The organism is Streptosporangium sp. G11, assembly GCF_051192615.1.
Lineage (GTDB): Bacteria > Actinomycetota > Actinomycetes > Streptosporangiales > Streptosporangiaceae > Streptosporangium.
Genome location: NZ_JBPJUQ010000015.1, coordinates 24,858 through 49,154 on the forward strand (window position 1 = coordinate 24,858; position 24,297 = coordinate 49,154).

The 24,297-nt window shown below is 70.4% G+C and carries 26 protein-coding genes and 1 tRNA gene; 14 read left to right on the top strand and 13 right to left on the bottom strand.

The features are described from left to right. Positions 1 to 27 precede the first annotated feature (27 nt). Genes ACSDR0_RS17020 through ACSDR0_RS17035 form a run of 4 tightly spaced genes read left to right on the top strand, consistent with a single transcriptional unit; the run spans position 28 to position 2,004 of the window. Positions 28 to 183 (top strand): hypothetical protein, encoded by a 156-nt coding sequence (locus ACSDR0_RS17020; protein WP_435289784.1) that lies wholly within the window; start codon positions 28 to 30, stop codon positions 181 to 183. Further along, positions 180 to 647 (top strand): phage holin family protein, encoded by a 468-nt coding sequence (locus ACSDR0_RS17025; RefSeq protein ID WP_435289785.1) that lies wholly within the window; start codon positions 180 to 182, stop codon positions 645 to 647. The genes ACSDR0_RS17020 and ACSDR0_RS17025 overlap by 4 nt, the downstream gene beginning before the upstream one ends. Next, a complete protein-coding gene (locus ACSDR0_RS17030; protein ID WP_435289786.1) occupies positions 644 to 1,567 on the top strand; it encodes an alpha/beta fold hydrolase in 924 nt (307 codons plus the stop codon). The genes ACSDR0_RS17025 and ACSDR0_RS17030 overlap by 4 nt, the downstream gene beginning before the upstream one ends. Continuing rightward, positions 1,564 to 2,004: a DUF309 domain-containing protein gene (locus ACSDR0_RS17035; protein WP_435289787.1), complete on the top strand. Its 441-nt coding sequence runs from the start codon at positions 1,564 to 1,566 to the stop codon at positions 2,002 to 2,004. The genes ACSDR0_RS17030 and ACSDR0_RS17035 overlap by 4 nt, the downstream gene beginning before the upstream one ends. A gap of 120 nt (positions 2,005 to 2,124) precedes the next feature. Here the strand turns inward: ACSDR0_RS17035 and ACSDR0_RS17040 are convergent, their stop codons facing one another. Further along, complete coding sequence (locus ACSDR0_RS17040) at positions 2,125 to 3,324, bottom strand: MarP family serine protease (RefSeq protein WP_435289788.1); 1,200 nt, start codon at positions 3,322 to 3,324, stop codon at positions 2,125 to 2,127. Between the two features lie 72 nt (positions 3,325 to 3,396). On the opposite strand from ACSDR0_RS17040, the gene ACSDR0_RS17045 reads away from it, so the two are divergent. After that, a complete protein-coding gene (locus tag ACSDR0_RS17045; protein ID WP_435289789.1) occupies positions 3,397 to 3,948 on the top strand; it encodes a HEAT repeat domain-containing protein in 552 nt (183 codons plus the stop codon). On the opposite strand, the gene ACSDR0_RS17050 is transcribed toward ACSDR0_RS17045, so the two are convergent. Both ACSDR0_RS17050 and nth read right to left on the bottom strand, forming a co-directional pair. Beyond that, on the bottom strand, positions 3,898 to 4,542 hold the full coding sequence (locus ACSDR0_RS17050; protein WP_435289790.1) for an NUDIX hydrolase: 645 nt from the start codon (positions 4,540 to 4,542) through the stop codon (positions 3,898 to 3,900). The two genes, ACSDR0_RS17045 and ACSDR0_RS17050, sit on opposite strands and share 51 nt — an antisense overlap. A 117-nt stretch (positions 4,543 to 4,659) precedes the next feature. Next, positions 4,660 to 5,379 (bottom strand): endonuclease III, encoded by a 720-nt coding sequence (gene nth / locus ACSDR0_RS17055; protein ID WP_435289791.1) that lies wholly within the window; start codon positions 5,377 to 5,379, stop codon positions 4,660 to 4,662. Between the two features lie 45 nt (positions 5,380 to 5,424). Here nth and ACSDR0_RS17060 point away from each other — a divergent pair, with 45 nt between their 5' ends. Further along, the gene (locus ACSDR0_RS17060) at positions 5,425 to 6,147 is read left to right on the top strand and encodes a Crp/Fnr family transcriptional regulator (RefSeq protein WP_329426616.1); all 723 of its coding nucleotides are present in this window, start codon (positions 5,425 to 5,427) and stop codon (positions 6,145 to 6,147) included. A gap of 130 nt (positions 6,148 to 6,277) precedes the next feature. On the opposite strand, the gene ACSDR0_RS17065 is transcribed toward ACSDR0_RS17060, so the two are convergent. From ACSDR0_RS17065 to ACSDR0_RS17080, 4 genes are all read right to left on the bottom strand, one after another. Continuing rightward, entirely contained in the window at positions 6,278 to 7,066 is a 789-nt protein-coding gene (locus ACSDR0_RS17065) for an MBL fold metallo-hydrolase (RefSeq protein ID WP_435289792.1), read from the bottom strand. Further along, entirely contained in the window at positions 7,063 to 7,899 is an 837-nt protein-coding gene (locus tag ACSDR0_RS17070) for an NUDIX hydrolase (RefSeq protein WP_435289793.1), read from the bottom strand. The genes ACSDR0_RS17065 and ACSDR0_RS17070 overlap by 4 nt, the downstream gene beginning before the upstream one ends. A gap of 398 nt (positions 7,900 to 8,297) precedes the next feature. Beyond that, the gene (locus ACSDR0_RS17075; protein WP_435289794.1) at positions 8,298 to 8,756 is read right to left on the bottom strand and encodes a RidA family protein; all 459 of its coding nucleotides are present in this window, start codon (positions 8,754 to 8,756) and stop codon (positions 8,298 to 8,300) included. Then, complete coding sequence (locus tag ACSDR0_RS17080; protein ID WP_344742745.1) at positions 8,753 to 8,908, bottom strand: DUF4177 domain-containing protein; 156 nt, start codon at positions 8,906 to 8,908, stop codon at positions 8,753 to 8,755. The genes ACSDR0_RS17075 and ACSDR0_RS17080 overlap by 4 nt, the downstream gene beginning before the upstream one ends. Before the next feature lie 544 nt (positions 8,909 to 9,452). Between ACSDR0_RS17080 and ACSDR0_RS17085 the strand changes: the two genes are divergently transcribed. Continuing rightward, the gene (locus ACSDR0_RS17085) at positions 9,453 to 10,457 is read left to right on the top strand and encodes an ArsA-related P-loop ATPase (RefSeq protein ID WP_435289795.1); all 1,005 of its coding nucleotides are present in this window, start codon (positions 9,453 to 9,455) and stop codon (positions 10,455 to 10,457) included. Next, complete coding sequence (locus tag ACSDR0_RS17090; RefSeq protein WP_435289796.1) at positions 10,454 to 11,581, top strand: ArsA family ATPase; 1,128 nt, start codon at positions 10,454 to 10,456, stop codon at positions 11,579 to 11,581. The genes ACSDR0_RS17085 and ACSDR0_RS17090 overlap by 4 nt, the downstream gene beginning before the upstream one ends. Positions 11,582 to 11,758: 177 nt before the next feature. Here the strand turns inward: ACSDR0_RS17090 and ACSDR0_RS17095 are convergent, their stop codons facing one another. Next, positions 11,759 to 12,055, bottom strand: coding sequence for a WhiB family transcriptional regulator (locus ACSDR0_RS17095; RefSeq protein ID WP_012887233.1), 297 nt, complete (start codon positions 12,053 to 12,055; stop codon positions 11,759 to 11,761). Positions 12,056 to 12,321: 266 nt separating this feature from the next. Between ACSDR0_RS17095 and ACSDR0_RS17100 the strand changes: the two genes are divergently transcribed. Continuing rightward, the gene (locus ACSDR0_RS17100) at positions 12,322 to 14,598 is read left to right on the top strand and encodes a transglycosylase domain-containing protein (RefSeq protein WP_435289797.1); all 2,277 of its coding nucleotides are present in this window, start codon (positions 12,322 to 12,324) and stop codon (positions 14,596 to 14,598) included. A 337-nt stretch (positions 14,599 to 14,935) separates the two neighbouring features. On the opposite strand, the gene ACSDR0_RS17105 is transcribed toward ACSDR0_RS17100, so the two are convergent. Beyond that, positions 14,936 to 15,394, bottom strand: coding sequence for a GatB/YqeY domain-containing protein (locus ACSDR0_RS17105; RefSeq protein ID WP_435289798.1), 459 nt, complete (start codon positions 15,392 to 15,394; stop codon positions 14,936 to 14,938). An 80-nt stretch (positions 15,395 to 15,474) separates the two neighbouring features. Here ACSDR0_RS17105 and ACSDR0_RS17110 point away from each other — a divergent pair, with 80 nt between their 5' ends. From ACSDR0_RS17110 to ACSDR0_RS17120, 3 genes are all read left to right on the top strand, one after another. Beyond that, a complete protein-coding gene (locus ACSDR0_RS17110) occupies positions 15,475 to 16,398 on the top strand; it encodes a metallophosphoesterase (RefSeq protein WP_435289799.1) in 924 nt (307 codons plus the stop codon). 35 nt (positions 16,399 to 16,433) lie between these two features. Next, a tRNA-Pro gene (locus tag ACSDR0_RS17115) sits at positions 16,434 to 16,507 on the top strand. Between the two features lie 435 nt (positions 16,508 to 16,942). Beyond that, positions 16,943 to 17,707 carry a class I SAM-dependent methyltransferase gene (locus ACSDR0_RS17120; RefSeq protein ID WP_435289800.1) on the top strand — a complete coding sequence of 255 codons (765 nt, stop codon included), beginning with the start codon at positions 16,943 to 16,945 and terminating at the stop codon, positions 17,705 to 17,707. A gap of 292 nt (positions 17,708 to 17,999) precedes the next feature. Here ACSDR0_RS17120 and ACSDR0_RS17125 read toward each other — a convergent pair whose 3' ends face one another. Beyond that, the gene (locus tag ACSDR0_RS17125) at positions 18,000 to 18,506 is read right to left on the bottom strand and encodes a type II toxin-antitoxin system RatA family toxin (RefSeq protein WP_435289801.1); all 507 of its coding nucleotides are present in this window, start codon (positions 18,504 to 18,506) and stop codon (positions 18,000 to 18,002) included. Positions 18,507 to 18,521: 15 nt separating this feature from the next. After that, entirely contained in the window at positions 18,522 to 20,126 is a 1,605-nt protein-coding gene (locus ACSDR0_RS17130) for an aldehyde dehydrogenase family protein (RefSeq protein ID WP_435289802.1), read from the bottom strand. Between the two features lie 662 nt (positions 20,127 to 20,788). Between ACSDR0_RS17130 and ACSDR0_RS17135 the strand changes: the two genes are divergently transcribed. Continuing rightward, positions 20,789 to 21,442 (top strand): TetR/AcrR family transcriptional regulator, encoded by a 654-nt coding sequence (locus ACSDR0_RS17135; RefSeq protein WP_435289803.1) that lies wholly within the window; start codon positions 20,789 to 20,791, stop codon positions 21,440 to 21,442. Between the two features lie 142 nt (positions 21,443 to 21,584). On the opposite strand, the gene ACSDR0_RS17140 is transcribed toward ACSDR0_RS17135, so the two are convergent. Next, complete coding sequence (locus ACSDR0_RS17140; protein WP_435289804.1) at positions 21,585 to 22,076, bottom strand: GNAT family N-acetyltransferase; 492 nt, start codon at positions 22,074 to 22,076, stop codon at positions 21,585 to 21,587. Between the two features lie 329 nt (positions 22,077 to 22,405). Between ACSDR0_RS17140 and ACSDR0_RS17145 the strand changes: the two genes are divergently transcribed. Beyond that, on the top strand, positions 22,406 to 22,915 hold the full coding sequence (locus ACSDR0_RS17145) for a hypothetical protein (protein WP_435289805.1): 510 nt from the start codon (positions 22,406 to 22,408) through the stop codon (positions 22,913 to 22,915). An 89-nt stretch (positions 22,916 to 23,004) separates the two neighbouring features. Here the strand turns inward: ACSDR0_RS17145 and ACSDR0_RS17150 are convergent, their stop codons facing one another. After that, entirely contained in the window at positions 23,005 to 24,174 is a 1,170-nt protein-coding gene (locus ACSDR0_RS17150) for an NAD-dependent formate dehydrogenase (protein WP_435289806.1), read from the bottom strand. Positions 24,175 to 24,297: the final 123 nt, after the last annotated feature.

Here is a 24,297-nt window from a genome sequence, read left to right on the forward strand (position 1 = left end):
TCCGCCCCGGGACTAAAGTCTGAAGTCTTGACGACGCAGGTATTTGATGACACGTACGCGATGACCACCGGCGTGCTCGCGGCGCCGGTTCCGGCGACGATTCCGCTGCGGGTGTGCGTGCGCGACCGCCTCGACGCGCAGCATGATGTTCGACAAAGGCCCTCGATAGGAGATCGTCCATGACACACATCCCGCCCGCGGAACCACAGGAGGAGTCACTGGGCGCGCTGGTCGCCGCCGCCAGCGACCACATATCCACCCTGGTCCGCGCCGAGATCGAACTGGCCAAGGCCGAGTTCAGGTTCGACGCCAAACGGGTCGGCACGGCGGCGGGCCTCTTCGGTGCCGCGGCGTTCATGGCCCACCTGTGCCTGATCCTCGCCTCGTTCGCGATCGCCTACGGCCTGGTCGCCGCGGGCATGTGGACCTGGGCCGCTTTCCTGGTCGTCACCGTGTTCTACCTGATCGTGGCCGGGCTGCTGGTCTTCATCGGCATACGGCGGCTCAAGGGTCTGACCGGGATGAAGCGGACACTGCGCTCGCTCAAGACCATCAAGAGCGGCGAGCACGACCCCGCCCTCGGCGCGGCTCCGGTCACGGCCGGTCAGACGGGCGGCCATCGCGACCCGGTGAGACCAGGCCAGTGAGCAGGCCAGACGAGTCCCTGGTCAGGGTCGAGGGCCCGTGGACCCACCGTTCCGTCCACGCCGGCGGTACCCGCTTCCACGTCGTGGAGGCCGGTACGGGCCCTCTCGTGCTGCTGCTCCACGGCTTCCCGCAGTTCTGGTGGAGCTGGCGCAACCAGCTCGTCTCGCTTCCGGCGGCGGGCTATCGCACCGTCGCCGTCGACCTGCGGGGCTACGGGGCCAGCGACAAGCCTCCGCGCGGCTACGACCTGCACACCCTGGCCGCCGACGCGGCCGGGCTGATCCGGGCGCTGGGCGAGACCGCCGCGATCGTCGTCGGCCACGACTGGGGCGGGCTGCTCGCCTGGACCATGGCCGTGACGGATCCCAAGGCGGTCCTGCGGCTGGTCCCGGTCTCGGCGCCGCACCCCCGCCGTCTGCGCACCACGCTGCTCACCGAGCCCTTCGGCCAGCTCAGAGCGGCCCGCTACGCCCTGGGCTTCCAGCTGCCGCTGCTTCCCGAGCGGCGCCTGACCGCCAACTCCGGCGCCAAAGTGGGGCGGCTGCTCGACCAGTGGTCGGGTCCCGGCTGGCCTGAGGAGGACGTGGCGAAGACCTACCGCGACGCGTTCCGCATTCGCAACGTCTCGCACTGCGCGCTGGAGTATCACCGCTGGTTCGGCCGCTCCCAGATCCGCCCGGACGGATGGCGCTACGCGAGGACCATGCGTACCCAGATCAACGTGCCGACCCTGCAGCTGCACGGCGCGCTCGACGGGCACATCCTGCCGCGCACCGCCCAGGGCTCCGGCCGCTACGTCGCCGCCCCCTACCGGTGGCGGCTGATCGAGGGCGCCGGGCACTTCCCGCACGAGGAGCGGCCCGAGGAGTTCGACGCCGAGCTCGTCGCCTGGCTGTCCGACCCGGAGCCCGACCGGTGAACGGGCGCGACCGGGATCCCGACGGGAGGCCGCGCAGCCGGCGTCCCCGCGACGCGTTCGGGCGTCCGCTGCCCCACGGTGCCGAGGGCGTGGAGCGCATCCCCGACGACTACGCGCCGAGCGCGGAGGAGGCCGTCTCCGAGGCACGGCGCCTGCTCGGCGAGGGGCGGCCGTTCCACGCCCACGAGGTGCTGGAGGGCCGCTGGAAGAACTCCCCCGAGGAGGAACGCGAGCTGTGGCAGGGACTGGCGCAGATCTGTGTCGGCCTCACCCATCTGCAGCGGGGCAACCGGCGCGGGGCCGCCACGCTGTTCGCGCGGGGCGCCGACCGGATCAGCCGGTACGGCATGCCGTACGAGCGGATCGCCAGGATCGCCCACGAGCTCGACGACCTGGAGGCCGAGGTGGCCATCGCCAGGATCGAGGCCCTTCTTTGACCTTCACCCCTCGCCCCGCCGCGACGGAGAAGATCTGAGGACGGTCCGCGGGCCGGGAACGTCGGGCGATGCCGGGCGATCGGGCCGGGCATCCCGGCGAAGGCGAAGAGGGGCGACGCGCTAGTTCTGGTCGCACTCCTGGGTGTCGACCTGGTTGAAGAGCCTGGAGCCGTCCTCGGCGTCCGGCGCGACCTCCGCGGCGGTGAGCACGTAGCCGGTCTCCTGCTGGTCGAGGGCGGCGGCGAAGACGACGCCGTAGACCTTGCCGTCGGTGGTGAGCAGCGGGCCGCCGGAATTGCCCTGGCGGACCAGGCCGCGGATGGCGTACACGTCGCGGACGACGGTCTTGCGCTCGTAGATGTTGAGGCCCTTGGCCTTCTGCTGCACCCGGATGCGGGCCACGTTCATGGTGTAGCCGTGACCGTGCGGGAATCCGGCGACGATCGCGTCGTCGCCCTTCTCCGCGGTGCCGTCGAAGCGCAGGATCGGCATGTTGAGCCCGGTGACGTGGAGGATGGCGATGTCGCGGTCGGGGTTGTAGAGCACGACCTTGGCCTGGTGGGTCTTGTTGAGGTAGTCGGTGACCTGCAGCCCCTGGTCGACCCCGGCGACCACGTGCGCGTTCGTCATGATCTTGTTCTGGGCGTAGACGAACCCGGTGCCCTCGATGTGCTTGCGGCAGCTCGTGGCGACGCCCTGGACCTTGACGATGCCCCGGCGCGCCCGCGTGAGCTGCCTGTTGCCCTTGGCCACGCTCTGGTCGGGCGGCGAGACGTCGACGAGCTGGCCGCCCCCGATGGCGTCGAACACCTTGGGGAAGCCGGAGGTGTCGATGAGGTTCTTGAACGGCTTCTGCAGGTCCTTGGCCGCGCTGGGCAGCGTCTGGTCGACCGTGCTCAGCAGCAGGGACCTGTTGATCTGCTCGCTGATCAAGGTGAACTGCGACGAGGCCAGCAGCGAGCCGATCAGCCACGCGACGATCAGCACGGAGAAGGCGCTCGCGAAGGTGCCGCCGACCGCGTCGACGACCTTGGCGGGCTCCCAGGTGACATGGCTGCGGACCACCGCGCCGATCGTGGACGACGCGAACTGCCCGACCGTGGCGGCGAGGAAGACGATGACGATCGCCAGCAGGGCACGCTCGGTCTCACCGTCGACAACGGCTTCGGCGATGGGCGGGGCGATGAACATGCCCAGCAGCGCACCACCGACAAAACCGACAAAGCTCAGGGCGCCGATGATGAACCCCTGGCGGTATCCCGACACCGCGAAGGCCACCATCAGGGCGATCAGGATGAGATCGAGGAGATCACCGCTCACTCCCTTACGGTATCCAGCCGCCGCCCCGCGCGTGCACACCTTCTGTGAGGTCTCTGCGGTTATCGTGGCCGGATGGCGATGATCGGAGGGGCGGCGGCGGTGGAGTCTCTCATCGAGACCGCGCTGCGAGAGCGAGATCAGGAGGGCGCGGCCCGCTGGCGCGCGATCACCCAGCTGCAGGAACGTGGCGATCTGGAGACCTTCACGGCGGCACGGAGGCTGTGCTCGGGGGAGACCACCGCCGAGCGGATGCTCGGGGTCGACATTCTGGGACGGCTCGGCTTCGTCGACCGGACGCTGCCGGTGCTCCGCGCCCTGTCCGTCCGGGAGGACGACTGCCTGGTCCTCTATTCGGTGCTGATCGCCTTCGGCCACCTCAGGGACCGCCGCGCGCTGCCCTCGGTGATCGCCCTCGCCGAGCACGACGATCCCCGCATCAGGTACGGGGCCGCCTACGCGCTGCCGAACATCATGGGCAGCCCGCCCGACCCGACGGGCCTGGCCGCGCTGCGGCGGCTGACTCTCGACCCCGACGAGGACGTCGCCGACTGGGCCCGCCTCGGCCTCGCGCTGTCAACGGGACGCGAGGTTGAGGACGTCGGGCGGGATGTCCTCGACCCGTGACCGGTCCCAGGGAAGCTCGAAACCCGAGCCGCCGAGCACCCCGTCGAGCACTCCGGCGGTGAACCCCCACACCAGCAGCCCGCGCACCCGGAACGCCGGTCCGAGGTGACCGCTCGGGTGGCGCAGCCTGATCCGGTTGGCCGGGTCGACGAGCTCGCGGACCGGGACCCGCTCCACCGACTCCACCTCGTCGGGCGAGGCCGCGTGCACTACGCAGGGGGTGTGCCACCAGGCCAGCACCGGGGTCACCCGGTTGTCGCTGTGGCTCACGTACAGCTCGGGCATGGTCCCGAGCACCCGGACGCCCGCCGGATCGAGACCGGTCTCCTCCCCGGCCTCGCGCAGCGCGGCGGCGATCGGGCCGTCGTCCTCGGGGTCCACCCCGCCGCCGGGAAACGCGGGCTGTCCCGCGTGCGTGCGCCCGCGTGAGCTCCGCTGGATGAGCAGCACGTCCGGGCCGAGCGGCCCCTCACCGAAGAGCAGGAGCACCGCCGCCGGACGCCCTCCGGACGCCGGAGGGCGCATCACGGGGGGCACCCGTGTCCCCGCGGCCCGCTCCGCCAGCGTTTCCAACCACCCAGGGACCTCTTCCACGGGCACACCTCCGGTTCTCTGCAACACGGCGTCCCGCCCCGCGCTTCCCGGTGTCCGCGGATCCGCGAGACGGGAGAACACCGGCCGGGCGGTCATCCGGCGACGGTCAGGGAAAAATCACGAGAAGGGGCCCGGACGCGCCAGCTTGGCGGCCTGGACCGGATCGACGGGGCCGATGCCGTACGAGGGACAGAGCGCGGCGAGCGGGCAGACGCCGCAGGCCGGTTTGCGGGCGTGGCAGAGGCGGCGGCCGTGCCAGATCAGGCGGTGGGACATCATCGTCCAGTCGCGCTTCGGGATGAGCCCGGCGACGACGTGCTCGATCTTCACCGGATCGGTCTCGGACGTCCAGCGGAAGCGGTGGGTGAGCCGCTGGAAGTGGGTGTCGACGGTGATGCCGGGCACCCCGAAGGCGTTTCCGAGCACGACGTTGGCTGTTTTTCGCCCGACTCCCGGCAGGGCCACCAGATCCTTGAGCCTCCCGGGGACCTCGCCGCCGTGGTGCTCGCACAGGGCCTGGGCCATGCCGACGATGCTGTTGGTCTTGGCGCGGAAGAAGCCGGTGGGCCGGATGATCCCCTCCATCTCGGCCCGATCGGCACCGGCGTAGTCTTCCGCTGTGGGATATTTTGCAAAAAGGGTAGGAGTAACTGTATTAACCCTTTTGTCCGTGCACTGCGCGGACAGGATCGTCGCGACCAGCAGTTCGAGGGGATCGCGGAAGTCGAGCTCGCAGTGGGCGTCGGGATAGGTTTCCGCCAGAACCCGGTCCATTCGACGAGCTCGACGGACCAGGGCAAGCTGGGATTCACCACCGGGGCTGACGTTGCGAAGCACTCCGACAGCCTACGCTCAAGGCCCCCCGGAGAGTGGCGCGGTGGGATGGGTCACAATGACTGCGTGAGCCGTGAAACAGGAGGCACTGTGAACTCCGACGACGTGCTGGGCAAGGCCCCTCTGTTCGCCGCGCTCGACCGTGAGAGCGCCGCCGCGCTGCGCACGAGCATCTCCGAGGTGGAGCTGTCCAAGGGGCAGACCCTCTTCAGTGAGAACGAGACCGGAGACCGCCTCTACGTGGTGCTCGAAGGCAAGATCAAACTCTCCCGTACCTCGCCAGACGGCCGGGAGAACCTGCTCAGTGTGCTCGGTCCGAGCGAGATGTTCGGCGAACTGTCCCTGTTCGACCCCCGTCCCCGTACGGCGTCGGCCACCGCGCTGACCGACGTCCTCCTGGCCGGGCTCGGACACGACGACCTGCGGCCCTGGCTGACCGGCCGCCCCGAGGTCGCCCTCCATCTGCTGCGGGCCCTGGCCCAACGCCTCCGCCGTACGAACGACGTGCTGGCCGACCTCGTCTTCACCGACGTGCCGGGCCGGGTGGCCAAGGCCCTGCTCGACCTGGCCGAGCGCTTCGGCCAGCGGATCGACGACGGCGTGCGGGTCCACCACGACCTCACCCAGGAGGAGCTGGCCCAGCTGGTCGGGGCCTCTCGGGAGACCGTGAACAAGGCGCTGGCCGACTTCGCCCAGCGAGGCTGGCTGCGCATCGAGGCCAAGGCCGTGGTCATCATGGACCTGGAGCGGCTGCACAACCGCTCGCGCTGACCCGCGAGAGCCCGGGAAGGCCCAAAAACCCACGGGGACGGATCGCCCGGAAACCCGGGGGGACGGACCACCCGGAAAAGGACCGTTCCGAGGGCGGCCCCTTCGGGGAGCGGGCCGCCCGGAGGCGGGTCTACCCGTCGAGATAGGCGAGCTGCGCGCGGACCGACATCTCGGCGGCGGGCCAGAGCGACCTGTCCACGTCCGCGTAGACGATCTCGACGATCTCCCGGGGCGTCGCCGCCCCTCCGCGCCGGGCCTCCCGGATCTGGTCCAGTCTCCGCCGCCGGTGCGCGATGTAGCCGTCGAGGGCGCCGATCGGGTCGGGCAGCACCGGACCGTGGCCGGGCAGCAGAGCCTCGGCGCCGACCCGCTCGGCCCTCGCCCGGAGCAGATCGAGGGAGCGTAGATAGTCGGCCAGGTCGCCGTCCGGGGCGATCACGGTGGTACCGCGGCCGAGCACCGTGTCTCCGGTGAGGATCGCCCGGTCCCGTGGCAGCCAGAAGCAGAGCGAGTCGAACGAATGACCGGGCGTGCCCACGACGTGCACCTCCAGGTCCCCGGCCGTGAGCACGTCACCGTCGCCGAGCCCCTCCTCGCCCAGCCGGTGCGCGGGGTCCAGGGCCCTGACGGGCGCGCCGACCAGCCCGGCGAACGTCGCGGCGCCGCCGCTGTGGTCGTGGTGGCCGTGGGTGAGCAGGATCGCGGCGACCCGGCGGCCCTCCAGGTGCTCCGCGACCCGCGCGAGGTGCTTGTCGTCGTCCGGCCCGGGGTCGACGACCAGCACCTCCTCCCCACGGCCGATCACCCAGGTGTTGGTGCCGTCCAGGGTCATCTCGGAGGGGTTCGGGGCGAGGAGGTTGAGCGCGTGGTCCGTACCGGCCCCGTCGGGTCCCTCCAGGGGGATCCGCAGCCCGCTCACCGCGCGCCGAACCGGTAGTCGTCGTCGAGCACGATGCGCATCTCCCCGTCCACCTCGGCGATCTTCGGCATGAAGGTCACGATCTCACGCCCGGCCGCGAGCACCTCGGGCACCTTCTCGTAGGCGCTCAGCTCGGTGAGCGTGCGGTGCGTCGGGGGCATCAGGAAGATCTGGCCCGTCCCACCCTGGTCGAGCGCGTCGGCGGGCCGGACCCAGGCGACCTGGTCGGCCTCGCCGCCGACGTCGCGGGTGAGCTGGCCTGGTGGGAGCGCCGCGACGAAGAACCGGGTGTCGAAGCGCCTGGTCTCGACCTCGGGGGTGATCCAGTGCGCCCAGGGCCGGAGCAGGTCGGAGCGGAGGACCAGGCCGCGCCTGCCGAGGAAGTCGGCGAAGGACAGGGTCTTGCCGATCAGGGCGAGCCGGTCGGTTTCCCAGTCGTCGCCGGTGGTGTCAGAGACGACCGACTCCGCGGACGGCCCGGCCAGCAACACCCCCGACTCCTCGAACGTCTCCCGCACCGCGGCGCACACCAGGCCCCGGGCGGTCCGCTCGTCCGCGCGGAAGATCTCACCCCAGGCGGCGGGCGAGGGACCGGCCCAGGTGATCACCTGGTCGGTGTCGCGCGGGTCGACCGACCCGCCGGGAAAGACGTAGGCGCCCGCGGCGAAGGCCATGCTCGCCTTGCGCCGCAGCAGGTAGACCTCCAGGCCGCCGGCGTCCTCGCGGAGGACGACCACGGTGGCGGCGTCCCGGGCCGGGACGGGGGCGAGCCGCCCGGCCAGGATGTCGCGTGCACGCTCGCCCAACTCACCGGGAAGCGGAATACCGCCCATAGAGACCCTCCACCAGAACATCACTCGGTTTCAGGTCCATCATGTGGCACGGCACCGCCCCGGACAATCGCGGGTCCACACCGACACCTCACGGCACGAGCGGGCCAGGCGCTCGTGCGGTCCCGGCGGGCTCCTACGGCCGTGCGGCCCCGGCGGGCTCCTACGGCTATGCGGTCCCGGTGGGCTCCTACGGCGCCGCGCGGTCCCGGTGGGCCCCACGCGCCGTACGACCCTCCCGGCGGGCTCCCACGGGCGCCCGTACGGCCCCGATGAGCCTCACCCGCCCCCGGGAGGCTCACTCGCCGTCGGCGGACCTCACCGGCCGTCAGGGGCCTTTCCCGCGATCCCCGGATACCCGGGCGACCTCGGCCCTCTGGGCCCTGGGCACCCGGGCGACCTCAGCGGACCTCGGCGATCACCTCGACCTCGACCGGCGCGTCCAGCGGCAGGACGGCGACGCCGACCGCGCTGCGGGCGTGCTTGCCCGCGTCACCGAGCACCGCGGCGAACAGCTCGCTGGCGCCGTTGAGGACCCGCGGCTGACCGGTGAAGTCCGGAGCGCTGGCCACGAAGCCGACCACCTTGACGATCCGGACGATGTTCCACAATCCTCCGGCCGTCGAGGCCACCGCAGCGAGGGCGTTGAGCGCGCACACCTTCGCGAGCCCGTAGGCGTCCTCGGCGTCCACCTCGGCGCCGACCTTCCCGGTGGCCACCAGCTTGCCGTCCACGATCGGGAGCTGTCCCGAGGTGTAGACGTAGTTGCCGGAACGCACCGCCGGGACGTACGCCGCCAGCGGCGGCACCACCTCCGGCAGGGTCAGGCCGAGCTCCGCCAGTCTCTTCTCGGCCGTCACTGCCTGGGCCGCTTCAGGTAGGCGACCAGCTGCTCGGGGTTGGGACCCGGCACGACCTGGACGAGCTCCCAGCCGTCCTGACCCCAGTTGTCGAGAATCTGCTTCGTCGCGTGGACCAGCAGCGGCACCGTCGAGTACTCCCATTTCGTCATGCGGGACACATTAGCGAGACCGCCCCCGCCAAGCGGCCCACCACGAGCCCTCGGACGCCCGGCCTGTCTCCCACGCGGCTCCAGAACGACCCCGGACGGCCCCACGCGGCCCCGGCGCGATCCCGGCGTGATGATTCCCGGCGCGATCCCGGAGCGGATACCGGCATGATTCCTCACCGCCACCAACGAGCCGACGATCAGACGAATCGGCGGACGATTCAGGATGATCCAGGACGGTTCACTGTGAGAATCTGCATATTTACTTTCCGCATGCGATCGATTAGTGAGACGGTCACGTACGGCTCTCCGGAGCGCGCGCCGGGCCCCCCGCGGGTCCGTCTCCGGCGCGTACGGCCCCCGCAGCCCCGCTGAACAGGGCGATCGGCGACAGGGACACCCGGCGGAGGCGCCCCGGCCGCCCTTCGGACGGACGCCCGTGACCGGGCGTGCCCACCCCCCGCCCGCCGGGGAGCGGTGCCGGTGCGCGATCTCCAGGGGAAGGCGCCGAGGAGTTGTCAAGTACCCGTTGGGTAGCCTTCGAAGGGTGAGAGCTCGCGACACCGATTGGGACGGCGTACGCCTTCACGTCGTCACCGGCAAGGGCGGCACCGGCAAGACGACGGTGGCCGCCGCACTCGCGCTCGCCCTCGCGGCGGGTGGCAGAAAGGTCCTGCTGGTCGAGGTCGAGGGCCGCCAGGGGATCTCCCGCGTCTTCGACCTGCCACCGCTGCCGTACGAGGAGCGGAAGATCGCCGTCGCGCCCGACGGCGGGGACGTCTACGCGCTGGCCATCGACCCCGAGGAGGCCATGCTCGAATATCTGGAGATGTTCTACGGCATGCGCAGGGCGGGCAGGGCGCTCAGCAAGATCGGCGTCGTCGACTTCGCCACCACCATCGCCCCCGGCTTCCGCGACGTTCTGGTCACCGGCAAGACGAGCGAGGCCGTCCGGCGCAAGGGCAAGGACGGCAAGAGGATCTACGACGCGGTCGTGCTGGACGCGCCGCCGACCGGCAGGATCGCGCGTTTCCTCAAGGTCACCAACGAGGTCGCGGGGCTGGCCAGGGTCGGCCCGATCAAGAACCACGCCGACCTGGTGAACGGTGTCGTGTCCTCCCCCGAGACCGCCGTGCACTTCGTCACGCTCCTGGAGGAGATGCCCGTCCAGGAGACCCTGGACGGCCTGCGTGAGCTTCGCGCCGCCGGGCTCCCGCCCGGCGGGATCTTCGTCAACATGATCCGCGAGGCGATGCTTCCCGCCCCCGTCCTGAACGCCGCCGCCGAGGACAGGTTCGACCCGGCCGAGCTGGTGCTCGGTCTCAAGGCCGCGGGACTCACCGACGGCGGCTCCGCCGCGGTCGCGGTGGCCGAGGCCCTGACCGAGGAGATCGCCGAGCACGCCCGCCGCACCGAGCTGGAACGGCACGAGGGGCTGGCGCTGGACAAGGCCGCCCGCCCCCGTTACGACCTGCCGCTGCTGGCCGACGGGGTGGACCTGTCGGGGCTGTACGAGCTGGCGGAATCGATCCGCACCCAGGGAGCAGCGTGAAGACCCCCCCGTTTCTCGACCTCGACGCGATCATCGACGACCCGAACACCCGGATAGTCGTGTGCTGCGGCTCCGGCGGTGTCGGGAAGACCACCACCGCCGCGGCGCTGGGGCTGCGCGCCGCCGAGCGCGGCCGCTCCGCCGTGGTGCTCACGGTCGACCCCGCGCGGCGGCTGGCGCAGTCGATGGGGCTCACCGAACTCGACAACACCCCCAGGCCCGTCATGGGCGTCGAGGGGGAGGGCCGCCTGCACGCCATGATGCTCGACATGAAGCGGACCTTCGACGAGATCATCGAGGCGCACGCCGACCCCGAGCGAGCCCGCCAGATCCTGACGAACCCCTTCTACCAGTCCCTGTCGTCCAGTTTCTCCGGCACCCAGGAGTACATGGCGATGGAGAAGCTGGGCCAGCTCAGGCGGTCGGACGAATGGGATCTGATCATCGTCGACACCCCGCCGTCCCGTTCCGCGCTCGACTTCCTCGACGCTCCCGAGCGGCTCGGCCGCTTCCTCGACGGCAAGCTCATCCGGCTGCTCATGCTTCCCGCCAAGGCCGGGGGGCGCAGCGCGTTCAAGCTGTTCAACGCGGGTTTCGGCATCGTCGCCGGAGCGCTGACCAAGCTGCTGGGCGCGCAGGTGCTCAAGGACCTGCAGACGTTCGTGTCCGCGCTGGACGCCGTCTTCGGCGGTTTCAGGGCGCGGGCGGAGCAGACCTACCGGCTCCTGCAGGCCCCGGGGACGGCGTTCGTCGTCGTGGCCTCGCCCGAGCGCGACGCGATGCGCGAGGCGTCCTACTTCGTGGAGAGGCTGGCCGAGGAGCGCATGCCCCTGGCGGGTCTCGTGGTCAACCGGGTGCACCGCTCGCCCGCGTCCATGCTGTCCGGGGCGCGGAGCACCGCCGCCGCCGAGGACCTGGAGTCGCGCGGCGAGCACGAGCTCACCTCCGCCGTGCTGCGGCTGCACGCCGGTCGGATGCAACTGGCCGCCCGCGAGCAACGCGAGGAGGAGCACTTCGTCTCGGCCCATCCCACGGTGCCCGTCGCGCGGGTCCCCGCCATGGCGGAGGACGTGCACGACCTGGAGGGCCTGCGCGAGGTGGGTCACCTCCTGGCCGCCCGCTAGCCGTACGGCGGCATCGGCCAAGACCCGGGCCCGCCTGTGAGGGCTGCCTCCGGGCGGGCGCGAGAAGATCGGGCAGATGTGGCCGGGTCGGGAACGCGCCGACGGCACGCGTTCACCGGCCCGTGACATGCGTGTACGGCTGGCGCCCGGCGCCAGCCGTACGGGATCGGCGCGAACTCAGCCGGCGATCAGCTCGTTAGTCCGCTCGTACTCTTCTTTGGCCAACTCCAGCAGGTCCCGCCAGGAGTCGACATCCGGTCGCCGACGCAACAGCGCTCGGCGTTCGCGCTCGGTCATCCCGCCCCACACCCCGAACTCGATGCGATTGTCCAGCGCATCGGCGAGGCACTCGGTCCGGACCGGGCATCCTCGGCAGATCAGCTTCGCTCGGTTCTGGGCAGCACCCTGAACGAACAAAGCGTCAGGATCCGCACCCTTACAGGCCGCACGGGAGGTCCAATCCGTGATCCACATTCGACCCCACTCCCCTTTAGGTGGTCAGTCGTGACTTGGGCCGACGGGCGCGGGCGTCAGGCCTCGGTATTCAATTGCTGCAGAAAGAGAACGTACGCAACCAGACGTTCGGGCCGACAGACCCCGGCGGGACCAAATTCTCACATGGTCATCCACGGCCATCTGGCCGGGAATGACTAGTCACCTGCCCGAGATACGGGACAAACCCAAGCTAAGATGGCGTTCCGTTACCGTTTCGGCCATCCGTCCGACGTACCCTTGGACTCGTGCAAGCTCAAGGCAAAGACCAGGGGTCTGTGATCGGCGCGGCCGGTAATGTGCTGAAGTTGCTCGGCGCGGCGGCTGTCACGGGCGTGCTTGTCGCCGCCGTGGCGCTTCCGGCGGTGGGTGGCGCGGGGATGACCGTGAACGCGGCGACGAACGAGCTGCGTCTTCTCCCCGAAGAGCTCAAGGAGCCCCCGCTCGCGGAGAAGACCACCCTGCTCGACGCCGACGGCAAGCAGTTCGCCCAGTTCTACTTCGAGAACCGCGAGTCGGTGAAGCTGGACGAGGTCGCCGACGTCATGAAGACGGCGATCGTGGCGATCGAGGACTACCGGTTCTACGAGCACGGGGCGATCGACCTGGAGGGCACCTTCCGCGCGGCCGTGAAGAACGTCTCGGGCGGCGGGGTCGTCCAGGGTGGTTCCTCCATCACGCAGCAGTACGTCAAGCTCGTGCTCCTCAACGCCGCGGAGACCAAAGAGGAGCAGGACGCCGCGATCGCGCCGACCTTCCCCCGGAAGCTGAACGAGCTGCGCTACGCGCTGGCCATCGAGGAGAAGTACACCAAGTCGGAGATCCTTGAGCGCTACCTGAACATCTCCTACTACGGTGCGGGCGCCTACGGCATCCAGGCCGCGGCCAGGCGCTTCTTCAACAAGCCGGCCTCGAAGCTCACCCTGTGGGAGGCGGCCACCCTCGCCGGAGCCGTGCAGAACCCGAGCGTGACCGACCCCGGCGCGGGCAAGGCCGCCCGCGACCGGCTGGTGGATCGGCGCAACACCGTGCTGTACCGGATGGCCGAGCTCGGAAAGATCACGCCGCAGGAGGCCGAGGAGGCCAAGAAGAAGAAGCTCGGCTTCAAGAACATCGAGGCTCCCGGCGGCTGCGAGGAGAGCCCCTACCCGTACTTCTGCCTCTACGTGCGGCAGGAGATCGCGACGAACGAGGACTTCGGCAAGACCCGCAAGCAGCGCGAGAGGCTGCTGCAGCGGGGCGGCCTGGTCATCAAGACGACGCTCGACCCGAAGGCGCAGAAGGCCGCGGAGCAGGCGATCAAGGAGTACGTCAAGACCAGCGACAAGCCGGTCGCCTCGCAGGCGATGATCGTCCCCGGCACCGGAGCGGTCAAGGCGATGGCCGCCAGCCGCAAGTTCGGCAGGAACAAGAAGAAGAACGAGATCAGCTACAACCTCGTCGGCGACAGGGCGCACGGCGGCGGAGCGGGCTTCCAGGCGGGCTCCACGTTCAAGCCCTTCACCCTGCTGACCGCCCTGGACCAGGGCATGAAGCTGGGCGACGGCTTCGGCACCGGTTCCGGCTACCGGGCGCCCAGCAACGGCGCGTTCCGCGACTGCAAGGGCAACGGGGTCGGCGAGCCCAGCCACGAGGTCAAGAACTCCAGCGAGGGCGGCGGCGGCTTCAAGACCCTGACCACCGGCACCTTGGGCTCGGTGAACACCTTCTTCATGCGCCTGGAGCAGGAGGTCGGCCTCTGCGAGACGGTCAAGATGGCCAAGAGCCTGGGCATCAAGCGCGCCGACGGCAGGCCGCTGAAGGAGTTCGAGACCTTCACGCTCGGCATCAACGAGATGGACCCGGTGACGGTCTCCGCCGCCTACGCGACGGTCGCCGCCCGCGGCACCTACTGCAGGCCGATGGTGATCACCGAGAGCACCGACCGCGAGGGTAAGAAGACCTCGTACAAGCCGAAGTGCAAGCAGGTCCTGGACGAGGAGGTCGCCGACGCGGCCACCCACATCATGTCCGGGGTCTTCACCAAGGGCACGATGACCGAGGTCGGCGGCATCGGCCGTCCCGCGGCGGGCAAGACGGGCACCACCGACGCCTACACCGCCGCCTGGTTCGCCGGGTTCACCCCCGACCTCGCCTCCGCGGTGAGCCTCGGCGACCCGCGCGGCGCCTTCAAGTACGACCTCACCGGCGTGACCATCGGCGGGCGCTACTACAACTACGTGTACGGCGCCTCGATCTCCGGGCGGATCTGGAAGGACTCCATGCTCGGCGCGCTCAAGGGCGTCGAGGCGACCCCCTTCACCCCGGTGAACATGGAGCGCTTCGGCGGCTGCTCCGGCGGCCGGTGCGCGCCCAAGCCCCCGCCGAAGCGCGAGGGCGAAGGTCCCCGCGACGGCCGGGGTGACGACGGCGACAACGGTGACGGCCCCTTCGGGCCGGACCGCGGCGACGACAACCGGGAAGTCAACGGCGGCGCCCCGTTCGGGCCGGCCGGTGGCGCCCCGATCGCCCCGGCCGTCCCGTAGCGGCACCGGAGCCCCAGGAACGCCGGAGCCCTCCTTACCGGACCTCTCGAAGGTCCGGTAAGGAGGGCTCTCGCCGTACGGGCCCCCGCACCGGGGGCCGCGCGTCCCAACGGGGCGGGCCGGTAGCGCCGGCGCGGCCTCGCACTCGTTCCCGGACCGGCCGGGTTCTTGCCGGCTTCAGCCCGATCGGGAGGCCCGAATCAGGCAGGCTCTGTCAACCTCGGTCCGATCGGGAGAACCGGACGGCCGAGCTCTGTCAGCTTCAGCCCGATCAGGAGACCCGGAGCAGCCGGGCCCTTGCCGGCTCAGCTTGGTCGGGAGACCCGGACCAGGCGGATCAGGAGGACGCCAGGCGGGCCCGTACGGCCTGCGCGACGCGACCGCCCTCGGCGCGTCCGGCGACCTTCGGATTCACGATCTTCATGACCTGGCCCATGGCCTGCGGCCCGGTCGCACCGCTCTCGGCGACGGCCTCCTCCACGAGCCCGGCGAGCTCCTCGTCGGACAGCTGCGCGGGCAGGTACGCCTCCAGCACGGCCTGCTCGTCGACCTCCGCCTGGGCCTGCTCCACCCGGCCCGCACCGCTGAACGCCTCGGCAGCCTCGCGGCGCTTCTTGGCCTCCTTGGCCAGCACCTTGACGACCTCGTCGTCGCTGAGCTCGCGTGCCGTCTTACCCGAGACCTCTTCGACGTTCACGGCCGCGAGGGCCATGCGAATCGTGCGGGTGCGGATCTCGTCCCTGCTCTTCATGGAGGCCGTGAGATCGGCCTTCAGCTTGTCCTTCAATGCGCTCATGCTGTCCATCTTGCCGCCTCACCAGCCCAGCTGTATCCCGAGTTTCCGTTCGAGGGCCCGATCTCGGGCATGATGAGAAGGTGAGGAAAGCAGCCGCGGTGCCCCTGTCCCTGTTCGGTATCGGCCTGGCCGGCCTCGCGTACGCCTCGGTCATCGAGCGCAACGCGTTCCGGCTGCGCCGTTTCGACGTGCCCGTTCTGGAGCCCGGACAGCGGCCTGTGCGCATTCTCCACCTGTCCGACCTGCACCTCACCCCCGGCAGGCGGATGCTGATCGACTGGGTGCGCTCGCTGGGAGCCCTCAACCCCGACCTGGTGGTCAACACCGGCGACTCCATCTCGCACCCCGATGCGATCACGCCCCTCATGCATGCCCTGGAGCCCCTGCTGTCACGACCGGGCCTGTTCGTCTACGGCTCCAACGACATGTACGAGCCGCGGCCGAAGAACCCCGCACGCTACCTCTGGCGCACCTCCAAGGCCGACTACGGCCAGAAGATCCCCACCCTCCCCTGGGAGGAGCTGGGCGCCGCCATGGCCGCCGAGGGCTGGCTCGACATGAACAACACCACCGCCCGCCTCAAGGTCGGCGATCTCGACGTGGCCGTGGGCGGCATCCACGACTCCCACATCAACCTCGACCGCTACGACCTGATCGCCGGCCCCGCCCCGGCGGCGGCCGACCTGCGCCTGGGCGTGATGCACTCGCCGGAGCCCCGCAACATGACCCGTTTCGCCGCCGACGGCTACCAGCTGCTGCTCGCCGGGCACACCCACGGCGGCCAGCTCTGCGTCCCCTTCTACGGCGCCCTGGTCACCAACTGCGGCATCGACCGGGCCCGCGTCAAGGGCATGAGCCGCCACGACTCCGCCTACCTCCACGTCTCCGCCGGTCTCGGCACCAGCCCTTACGCCCCGGTCCGCTTCGCCTGCTACCCCGAGGCCAGTCTCCTGACCCTGATGCCCCGCCGCCGTGGCGACGCAAGCACCCACGAAGTCCGCTAGACTTTTCCAAGCACGAGCAAGACCGGGCGTGTGACCGGGGTGTGGCGCAGCTTGGTAGCGCGCTTCGTTCGGGACGAAGAGGCCGCAGGTTCAAATCCTGTCACCCCGACGTTGATTTTCCCGAGGTAAAGGGCCGTTCCTGAGAAATCAGGAGCGGCCTTTTGCGTTCACTGAGTGACTGATCCGAAAACTCCGGCGCGTCGGGCCGCATCGCTCTATCTGCGCGAAAGGCTCCGCGGCCTCACCCTGGGCATCCAGAAGGGCCGCCGCCCGGGTGTTTCAGTCCATCGCCCTTACCGCCAAGGTCACAGCCGTTTCGAGGCGCGCGCCCGGCGCAGGCCGATGATGACGTCCACCGGAGTGGAAGAAGGTACGCCTTCCCGTCCGAGATGTGATGATCGTCCGCGTTCTAGACTTCGGTGGGTGCTCGTGACGCTCGCCTCGGGCGTGCGCCCTGGGTCTACACCGATTCCTGAGCCCCGGCTCCGGAAAGCCGTGCACGCTCGGCGGAGGGGGCGTTCGCATCGCGGAAAGGATCACATCGATGACCACCGCTCCCGCGGGAGACTTCGACTACGACACCCACGGCCACGGATACGCCGTACAGCGCCGCACCGACCCGCGCGTCGCCGCCTATGTCCACGCCGCGCTGGGCGAGGCCCGTACCGTCGTCAACGTCGGCGCCGGGGCGGGCTCCTACGAGCCGGACGACCGCTACGTGGTGGCCGTCGAGCCGTCGGCGGCCATGCGGGCGCAACGTCCCGCGGGTGCGGTCCCGGCGATCGACGCGACCGCCGAGCGGCTGCCCTTCGACGACGACTCGTTCGACGCCGCGATGGCCATGGTCACCGTCCACCAGTGGCAGGACCTCGCCCGGGGGCTTGGCGAGCTGCGGCGGGTCGCCACCGGGCCGGTCGTGGTGCTCACCTTCGACGGCGACGCCCTGGACCTGCTGTGGCTGGCCGAGTACGTGCCCGAGATCATCGCTGTCGAGCGCCGCAGGTTCCCGCCCATCGAGACCGTCCGCTCCCTGATCGGCCGCAGCAGCGAGGTCATCCCGGTGCCGATCCCGGCCGACTGCGTCGACGGTTTCGCCGAGGCCTACTACGCGCGCCCGGAACGCTTCCTGGATCCTCGGGTCCGCGCCTCGCAGTCGGCGTGGGGCTTCGTCGACGACGCCGACGAGGCCCGTGGCGTCGACCGCCTGAGAGACGATCTCGCCTCCGGCGCCTGGGACGCCAGGTACGGCGTGCTGCGCGACCAGCCGGAGTTCGTCGGCTCGCTGCGGCTCGTCGTCGGCCACCCCTGAAGGAAGGGGCCGACAGGCGGACGGCGACGACCTCGACGCGCGGGCCGTACCTGGTGGTGCCCGGAGATCGGGGCGGCGGGCGGCACATCAGCGAGGTCGTCGAGATCCGCGTCCGCGCGGACGCGCGCCTGTGGGGCCACTCCCTCCAGGGAGGGCACCCGCGCGGGCAGGACGAGCCGGACGGCTCGGAGGGGTCGGCCCGGTGCGGGGCGATGAACGGCCCGGTGCGGCAGGGGTGGCGCACCCGTTCGCGAGTGAGGCGGTAGCGGGCTCTTCGGGTAGGCCCCGGGCGTCACCGAACCGCGTCGCCCGCCATGCCTACCGGGACGAAGCCCTCCGGCAGGTCCCGGAGGTGGTGGCCTCCGGCCGTGACACGCACCGGGCCTCCGACGGCGAACATGATTTGGTGGGCGCTGCGGACCAGTACCCGCCCGACGGCCGAGTCGATCGCGCCCGCGAGATGGGGAACGCTCGTGCTGTAGTTCACGTCGAACACGACCTCACAGCCGTCAGGGAGGTCCGTACTCGTCCACGCTCCCTTGAGGTGCTGGAAATCCCCACTGACCTGCTCGAATTCGATGCGGTACGGCTGCGGGCCGCCTCCGGGCCCCTGACTGCGCTGCACCCACCTCACCGTGCCGCCGCGAAAGGCCAGCACCCACCGGCGGAGCCCGTCGCCGGTGTCGGAGACGGAGACGATGTCACGGGCGTACGCGGTGAATGCCGGCTCGTCGCCGAGCCGCTCGATCACCTCGGCGGCCGTTGCCGACACCGTGGCTTTCAAAATACGGGACGTCATGACGTGCGCTCCTTGTCAGTCCGCCGTCTCTCCACTGTCACCCCGCCGTGAGTCCGCCGGGCGGATGACGCTGACACCCTGCAGACGCGTGGTGCGCAGCATGGGGTGGCTCGCCTCTCCGAAGGCACCGCCGGTGAGACCGGGCCCGCCCTGGTTGGGCAGGAAGGGGAGGAAGGTGCTGTGCGAATCATTGATCTTCAGGTTGCCGCCGTTGGTGGCCCTCTCCAGGAACCGCTCGATCGTCGAGGTCCCGGTTGACCAGAAGGAGTTGCGCAGGCCGTACGCGTTGGTGTTGACGAAGGTCAGCACCTCCTCCAGCAGGGCGTCGTCCCCTGATCCGGCCTCGGGGACGATGACCGGCAGAAGCGGGAAGAACGTCTCGTCGCGGACCACCGACAGCGACCTGGCGTCTCGGAGCCCGTCGACACGGACGATGCTCGGCTCGACGAAGAACCCCGTGCCGGACGGCGATCCGTCCACTTCGAGGCGACGGCCGCCGTGGACGAGCTTCGCGCCTTTGGCGAGCGCCTCTCCCAGGCACCCGAAGAACCAGTCGACCCCGAGCACCGGGGTGAGCACCACACCGGCCTCGTCCGGATATCCGGGCTGGATCTTTCTGGTGGCCACGACCAGCCGCTCGATGAGCTCGTCCGCGATCGCCGGATGGGCGATCACCTGGTTGGGCACGTTGCAGATCTGGCCGGAGTTCATGAAGAACTGGGTGAGGGTCTCCACCGCGGCGTCCAGGTCGGCATCGTGCCACACCACGCAGCAGTCGTTGCCCGCGAGCTCCAGGATCGGCTTCTTGCCCGCGGCGATGCAGTCGGCCTCGAACTCAAGCCCCTTCCTGCTGCCCCCGAAGTAGAGGACGTCGTCGACGTGCTCGCTGGCCATCCAGGCGTCGAGCATGGGCGGCCCGCAGAGGGCGTTGAGCGTTCCCGGCGGCGCTCCCGCCTCTTCGAGCACCGGCGCCACGATTTCCCGCATCGCGTACATACAGCTGAGAGCGACCCCGCGCGGCGCCCGCACCACCACGGCGTTACCGGCCAGGAGGGCGGTGAGGCCGTTCAGGGCGTTGACCGCCGCGGCGTTCTGGGGCGGGTTGATGCAGACGACCCCGTCGGGAACCCGGCGCAGGATCATCTCGCGGTCGCCGTCCGTCCGGCGGAACTCCATCTGCTCGGCACACCATTCGAGGGTCTCCCGGCTCCAGCTGGTGAACGGGAGCGCGCCCATCATGTCTTCGGCCGCGGAGCGCGGTGTGCCCTCGGCGACAAGGATCTCGACGAGGGGGTCGAGGTGCTCAAGGAGCCGTTCCGCGATGCGGCGTCCGATCTCGATCCGCTCGGTGAGCGGGACGCGGCTCCATTCGGGAGCGGCGCGGGCGGCCGATTCGAGGGCCAGAGCCGTCATGCCCTCGTCGGCGACGACGCACGCCCCCACGACACGTTCCCCCGCCTCATGCGGATCGACGACTCCCAGGTCGAGGTCACGCTTGAGCCGCAGGCTGGGGAAGGTGTCCTCGATAAGGGCCCGAGCGGTGATTGTGTGAACAAACCGGGCGTCGTCACCGGTGACATCCTGGCCGCAGATGTAGGCAGGATATATCCCGAATTTCACATTTCCTCCTCCGCTCGATCCGACCACGGCTGATATTTACGCTAGGTGTGGCAATAGGCTGGAGCAACGGCCGCCCCATAAGGGCTCCTTATCGAGCCCAAGAGCCATTCCTTATTGGGCTCGGGGCCGTTTCTCCCCCGCGAGCCGGGGACGTCGGTGAGGCATCACCGGCGACGGGCGGCACCCGGCCAGCCGATCACCCGATCCCCCGGCCCCGCCCGCTCCGCCCGCTCCGAGCGGGATCGTCGGCCGGAGAGCACCTGGCCACGGGACGGGCCCTGGCACGCGTGACCACGAACAAAACGGCCGTGGCCGGCCCGGCCCCCTCCTCGGCGACCTGTTCGAATCACTTGATTTAATGACGTCACCCGCTTAGATAAAACTAAGTCACCCGGCTTAGAAGCAGCGTCGTCCCAGCTCGGGAGGTATACCGTGAGTGATCTTGCGCCGGAGTACCCGCTCCGGAGCCCGGCCGCGCCGGAGCCCCCACCGGAGCGGGCGAGCATGCGTGAGGGGAGTCCGATGCCGCGTCACCTGTCACGGGAGGTCCGGGTCGCCGGTGGGAGACCGCCGGCGGGCACACCGGTGGTGTGCGGCATGGCCGCCGTCCGCGAAGAGCCGGTCGTCGGCAGCCCACGGCAGGTCCCCTTCAGATGGTGAGCATGCCCGCCGGTACGGCCGCCAGACCCGGACGCGGCGGGGAGACCCGCGAGCTGATCCTGTCGACCGCCGAGCGGCTGTTCGCCGAACACGGCATCGCCGCCGTCTCCAACCGGCAGGTCAGCGAGGCCGCGGGGCAGGGCAACCATTACGCCGTCGGCTATCACTTCGGCACCCGGGCCGACCTCGTCCGCGAGATCGTACGCCGCCGCGGCACCGCCATGGAACAGCTGCGGACGCGGATGCTGGACGGCATCACCGACGCGGCCGACCTGCGTGCGTGGGTCTCCTGCCTGGTCCGGCCCGCCACCGACCACCTGGCCTCGCTGCCGGCACCGACCTGGTACGCGCGCTTCGTCGCGCAGGCCGACACCGAACCCGGCCTGCGCCGCATCGTCGTCGACGAGGCGACCGCCACGCCCTCCATGACCCGGGCGCTGGAGGGCCTGTTCCGGCTGCTGCCCGACATGCCGGAAAATGTCCGCCAGGAGCGCGCCGACATGTGCCGCGTGCTCGTCGTGCACATGCTGGCCGAACGCGAACGTGCCCTGCAGGAGGAGACCGCCGACCCCGGGGACGTGTGGGAGGCCACCGCGCGCGGGCTGATCGACGCGCTCGTCGGGCTGATCCTCGCCCCGGTCATGACCGTCCGATGAACCGCGCCCGCGCGGGAACGCCGCACAGGCCGACGGGCGGCCCCCGATCCGCCGACGGGCTGTTCACCACGCAGGGGAACCGGGGAAAACGAGGAAACGGGGAAAATACGGGCCGGTCGGCCCTCCTGTCCGGCAGCCGGGGTCAGCGGCCGGAGTCCCCGGGACCGGCGTGCCGCAGCCAGACGTAGCCGACCGGCTGGGAGACGTTCCACTCCGCCGCCAGGTGCGCGTCGACCGGCAGGAAACCCGCGCCCCGGTAGCACCGCAGTGCCCGGTCGTTGTCCGGGTGCACGCGCATGAAGACGTTCGCGTAGCCCGCGTCCCTAGCCAGCGCGGCCAGCCCCCGCACCAGTTCCCGCCCGATCCCCCTGCCTCGGGCACCGGGGGCCACGATGATCCGGGCGAGCTCGATCTCGTCCTCCTCGGTGTCGATCCACAGTTCCCCGTAGCCGAGCAGGGCCCCGTCCGCGAGGAGCACGTGGGAGCGCACGTCCTCCCCTCGCTGCCAGTCGTCGACGACCCGTGCCGGCAGGGGGAACTCTTGCCGTCCGCACCACATCGCGACCTCCCGCGACGAGGCGGGCCAGCCCGCGACCGTGGCCGCGTACGTCGCGGCGAAGGGCAGCAGATCCATTCCTGATCCATTCATCCCGGCATCCGGTGGACACGACGGTCACGATAGTGCGGCATGACATCATCCACCGGCGGGTCACCGTCGTGAAGGCCTCCCCCCCGCGAGGTCCCCGGCACCCCGGCCGTGCCTTCCCTTCCCTCGGACGCCGATCCGCTCGCCCGGCCCCCGTTCACCCGGCCCCCGCTTCGTCCGGCCTCCGTACGCCCGGCCCCCGTTCACCTGGCCTCCGTACGCCCGGCGACGCACCGCCCGCGGGTTTCTCCGGATCAGACCGCTTTCCCACCGTCGGATCCGGTGGACCGGCGGTGGTGGTCGTCTAACGTCGCGGTATGAGCGAGCGGTTCCGCGACACCGGGGTGTCCTGGTACGACCTGCTGGCCGACGAGATCCTCGTCCGCTGTCCCCGGTGCGACGGCCGCGCCCTGATCCCTCCCCTGCGGGACGGCGCGGGAAGCGGCGTCTTCGCACCCCGCAGGCTGCTGTGCCCGGCGTGCGGGCACGGCCGTGACTGGGAGGGCGATCGGGTCGGCCGCTACGACGAGCCGGAGGACCCCTACTTCCGCCTCCCCCTGTGGCTGCAGTCGCCGTGCTGCGGCCGGACGCTGTGGGCGTACGGCCGCCGACATCTGGATCTGCTGGAGGGGTACGTGGCCGCCCGGCACCGCGAGCGCGGGCTCTCCCCGGACGGCTCCGGCTCCCCGGTCCGCCGGGACCGGGGAGCGTCGCGGACGCTGGTGGAGGCCCTGCCCGCGTGGGTCAAGAGCGCCAAGCACCGCGACGAGATCCTCCGGGCCGTCGCGCGCGTGCGCGCCACCCTGGGCGATGACCGGACGACGTGAATCCGCCGCCCGGCCGCCCGGAGGGACCAGACCCCGTTCGCGGAGAGGGCCACTCACCGTCACGAGTCGACGGGCCGGCCAGGCCCCGCCTACCCGTGGTCCTTGGCGACGGAGTAGGAGTGGGCCCCGGTTCCGGCGAGCTTCCCGCCCTGGACGATGAGGTATTCCGGGCGTATGGGGGTGCCGTCCAGCCAGGATTCCAGGATCTCGCGGGTTCCCGCGGCGTAGCGGGCCTGAGCGGAAAGGGAGGAACCGGAGATGTGCGGGGTCATGCCGTGGTGGGGCATGGTCCGCCAGGGGTGGTCGGGGCCCGCGGGCTGGGGAAACCACACGTCACCGGCGTACCCGGCGAGCTGCCCGCTCTCCAGGGCGCGCACGACGGCGTCGCGGTCGCAGATCCTGGCGCGGGCGGTGTTGATCAGGTAGGCGCCGCGTTTCATGGTGGCGATCAGCTCGTCGTCGAACATCCCCTCGGTCTCGGGGTGCAGGGGCGCGTTGACGGTCACCACGTCGCAGGCGGGGACCATGTCGGCGGTGGTGGGGTGGAAGACGAGGCCGAGCTCCTCCTCGACCTCCGGCGGCAGCCGGTGGCGGTCGGTGTAGTGCAGGTGCACGTCGAAGGGCTTGAGGCGGCGCAGCACGGCCAGGCCGATGCGTCCGGCGGCGACGGTGCCGACGTGCATGCCCTCCAGGTCGTAGGAGCGGGCCACGCAGTCGGCGATGTTCCAGCCTCCGTCCAGGACCCGCCGGTGGGAGGGCAGGTAGTTGCGGACCAGGGACAGGATCGTCATCGCGACGTGCTCGGCGACGCTGATGCTGTTGCAGAAGGTCACCTCGGCCACGGTGACGTCGTGCTCGATGGCCGCGTCCAGGTCGACGTGGTCGGAGCCGATGCCCGCGGTGACGGCCAGCTTCAGGTTGGCCGCCCTGGCGAGCCGCTCGGGGGTGAGGTACGCGGGCCAGAACGGCTGGGAGATGACCACGTCGGCGTCGGGGAGCTCGCGGTCGAACGCGGAGTTCTCGCCGTCCTTGTCGGAGGTGACGACCAGCGTGTGACCTCGGCTCTCCAGGAAGGCGCGCAGACCCAGCTCTCCGGAGACGCTGCCGAGCAGGTGACCGGGGGTGAAGTCGATTCCCTGGGGAGCGGGCAGGGACTGGCCGCCGGGGTAATGCGCGATGTGGGGAAGGTCGTCGCGGGCGTAGGAGGTCGGGTAACCGTTCTCCGGGTCGTCGTACAGGACGCACAGCACCTTCGCCATGACATTTACTCCTCGTCTTTTTTCATACGGTTTTCGTGCAGCTGTTTTTCACCTTCCTCGCCATTGACATAAAAGGTCAAAACGAAAATACCTATGAATAGATAGACGGCGTCTATGTGCCGT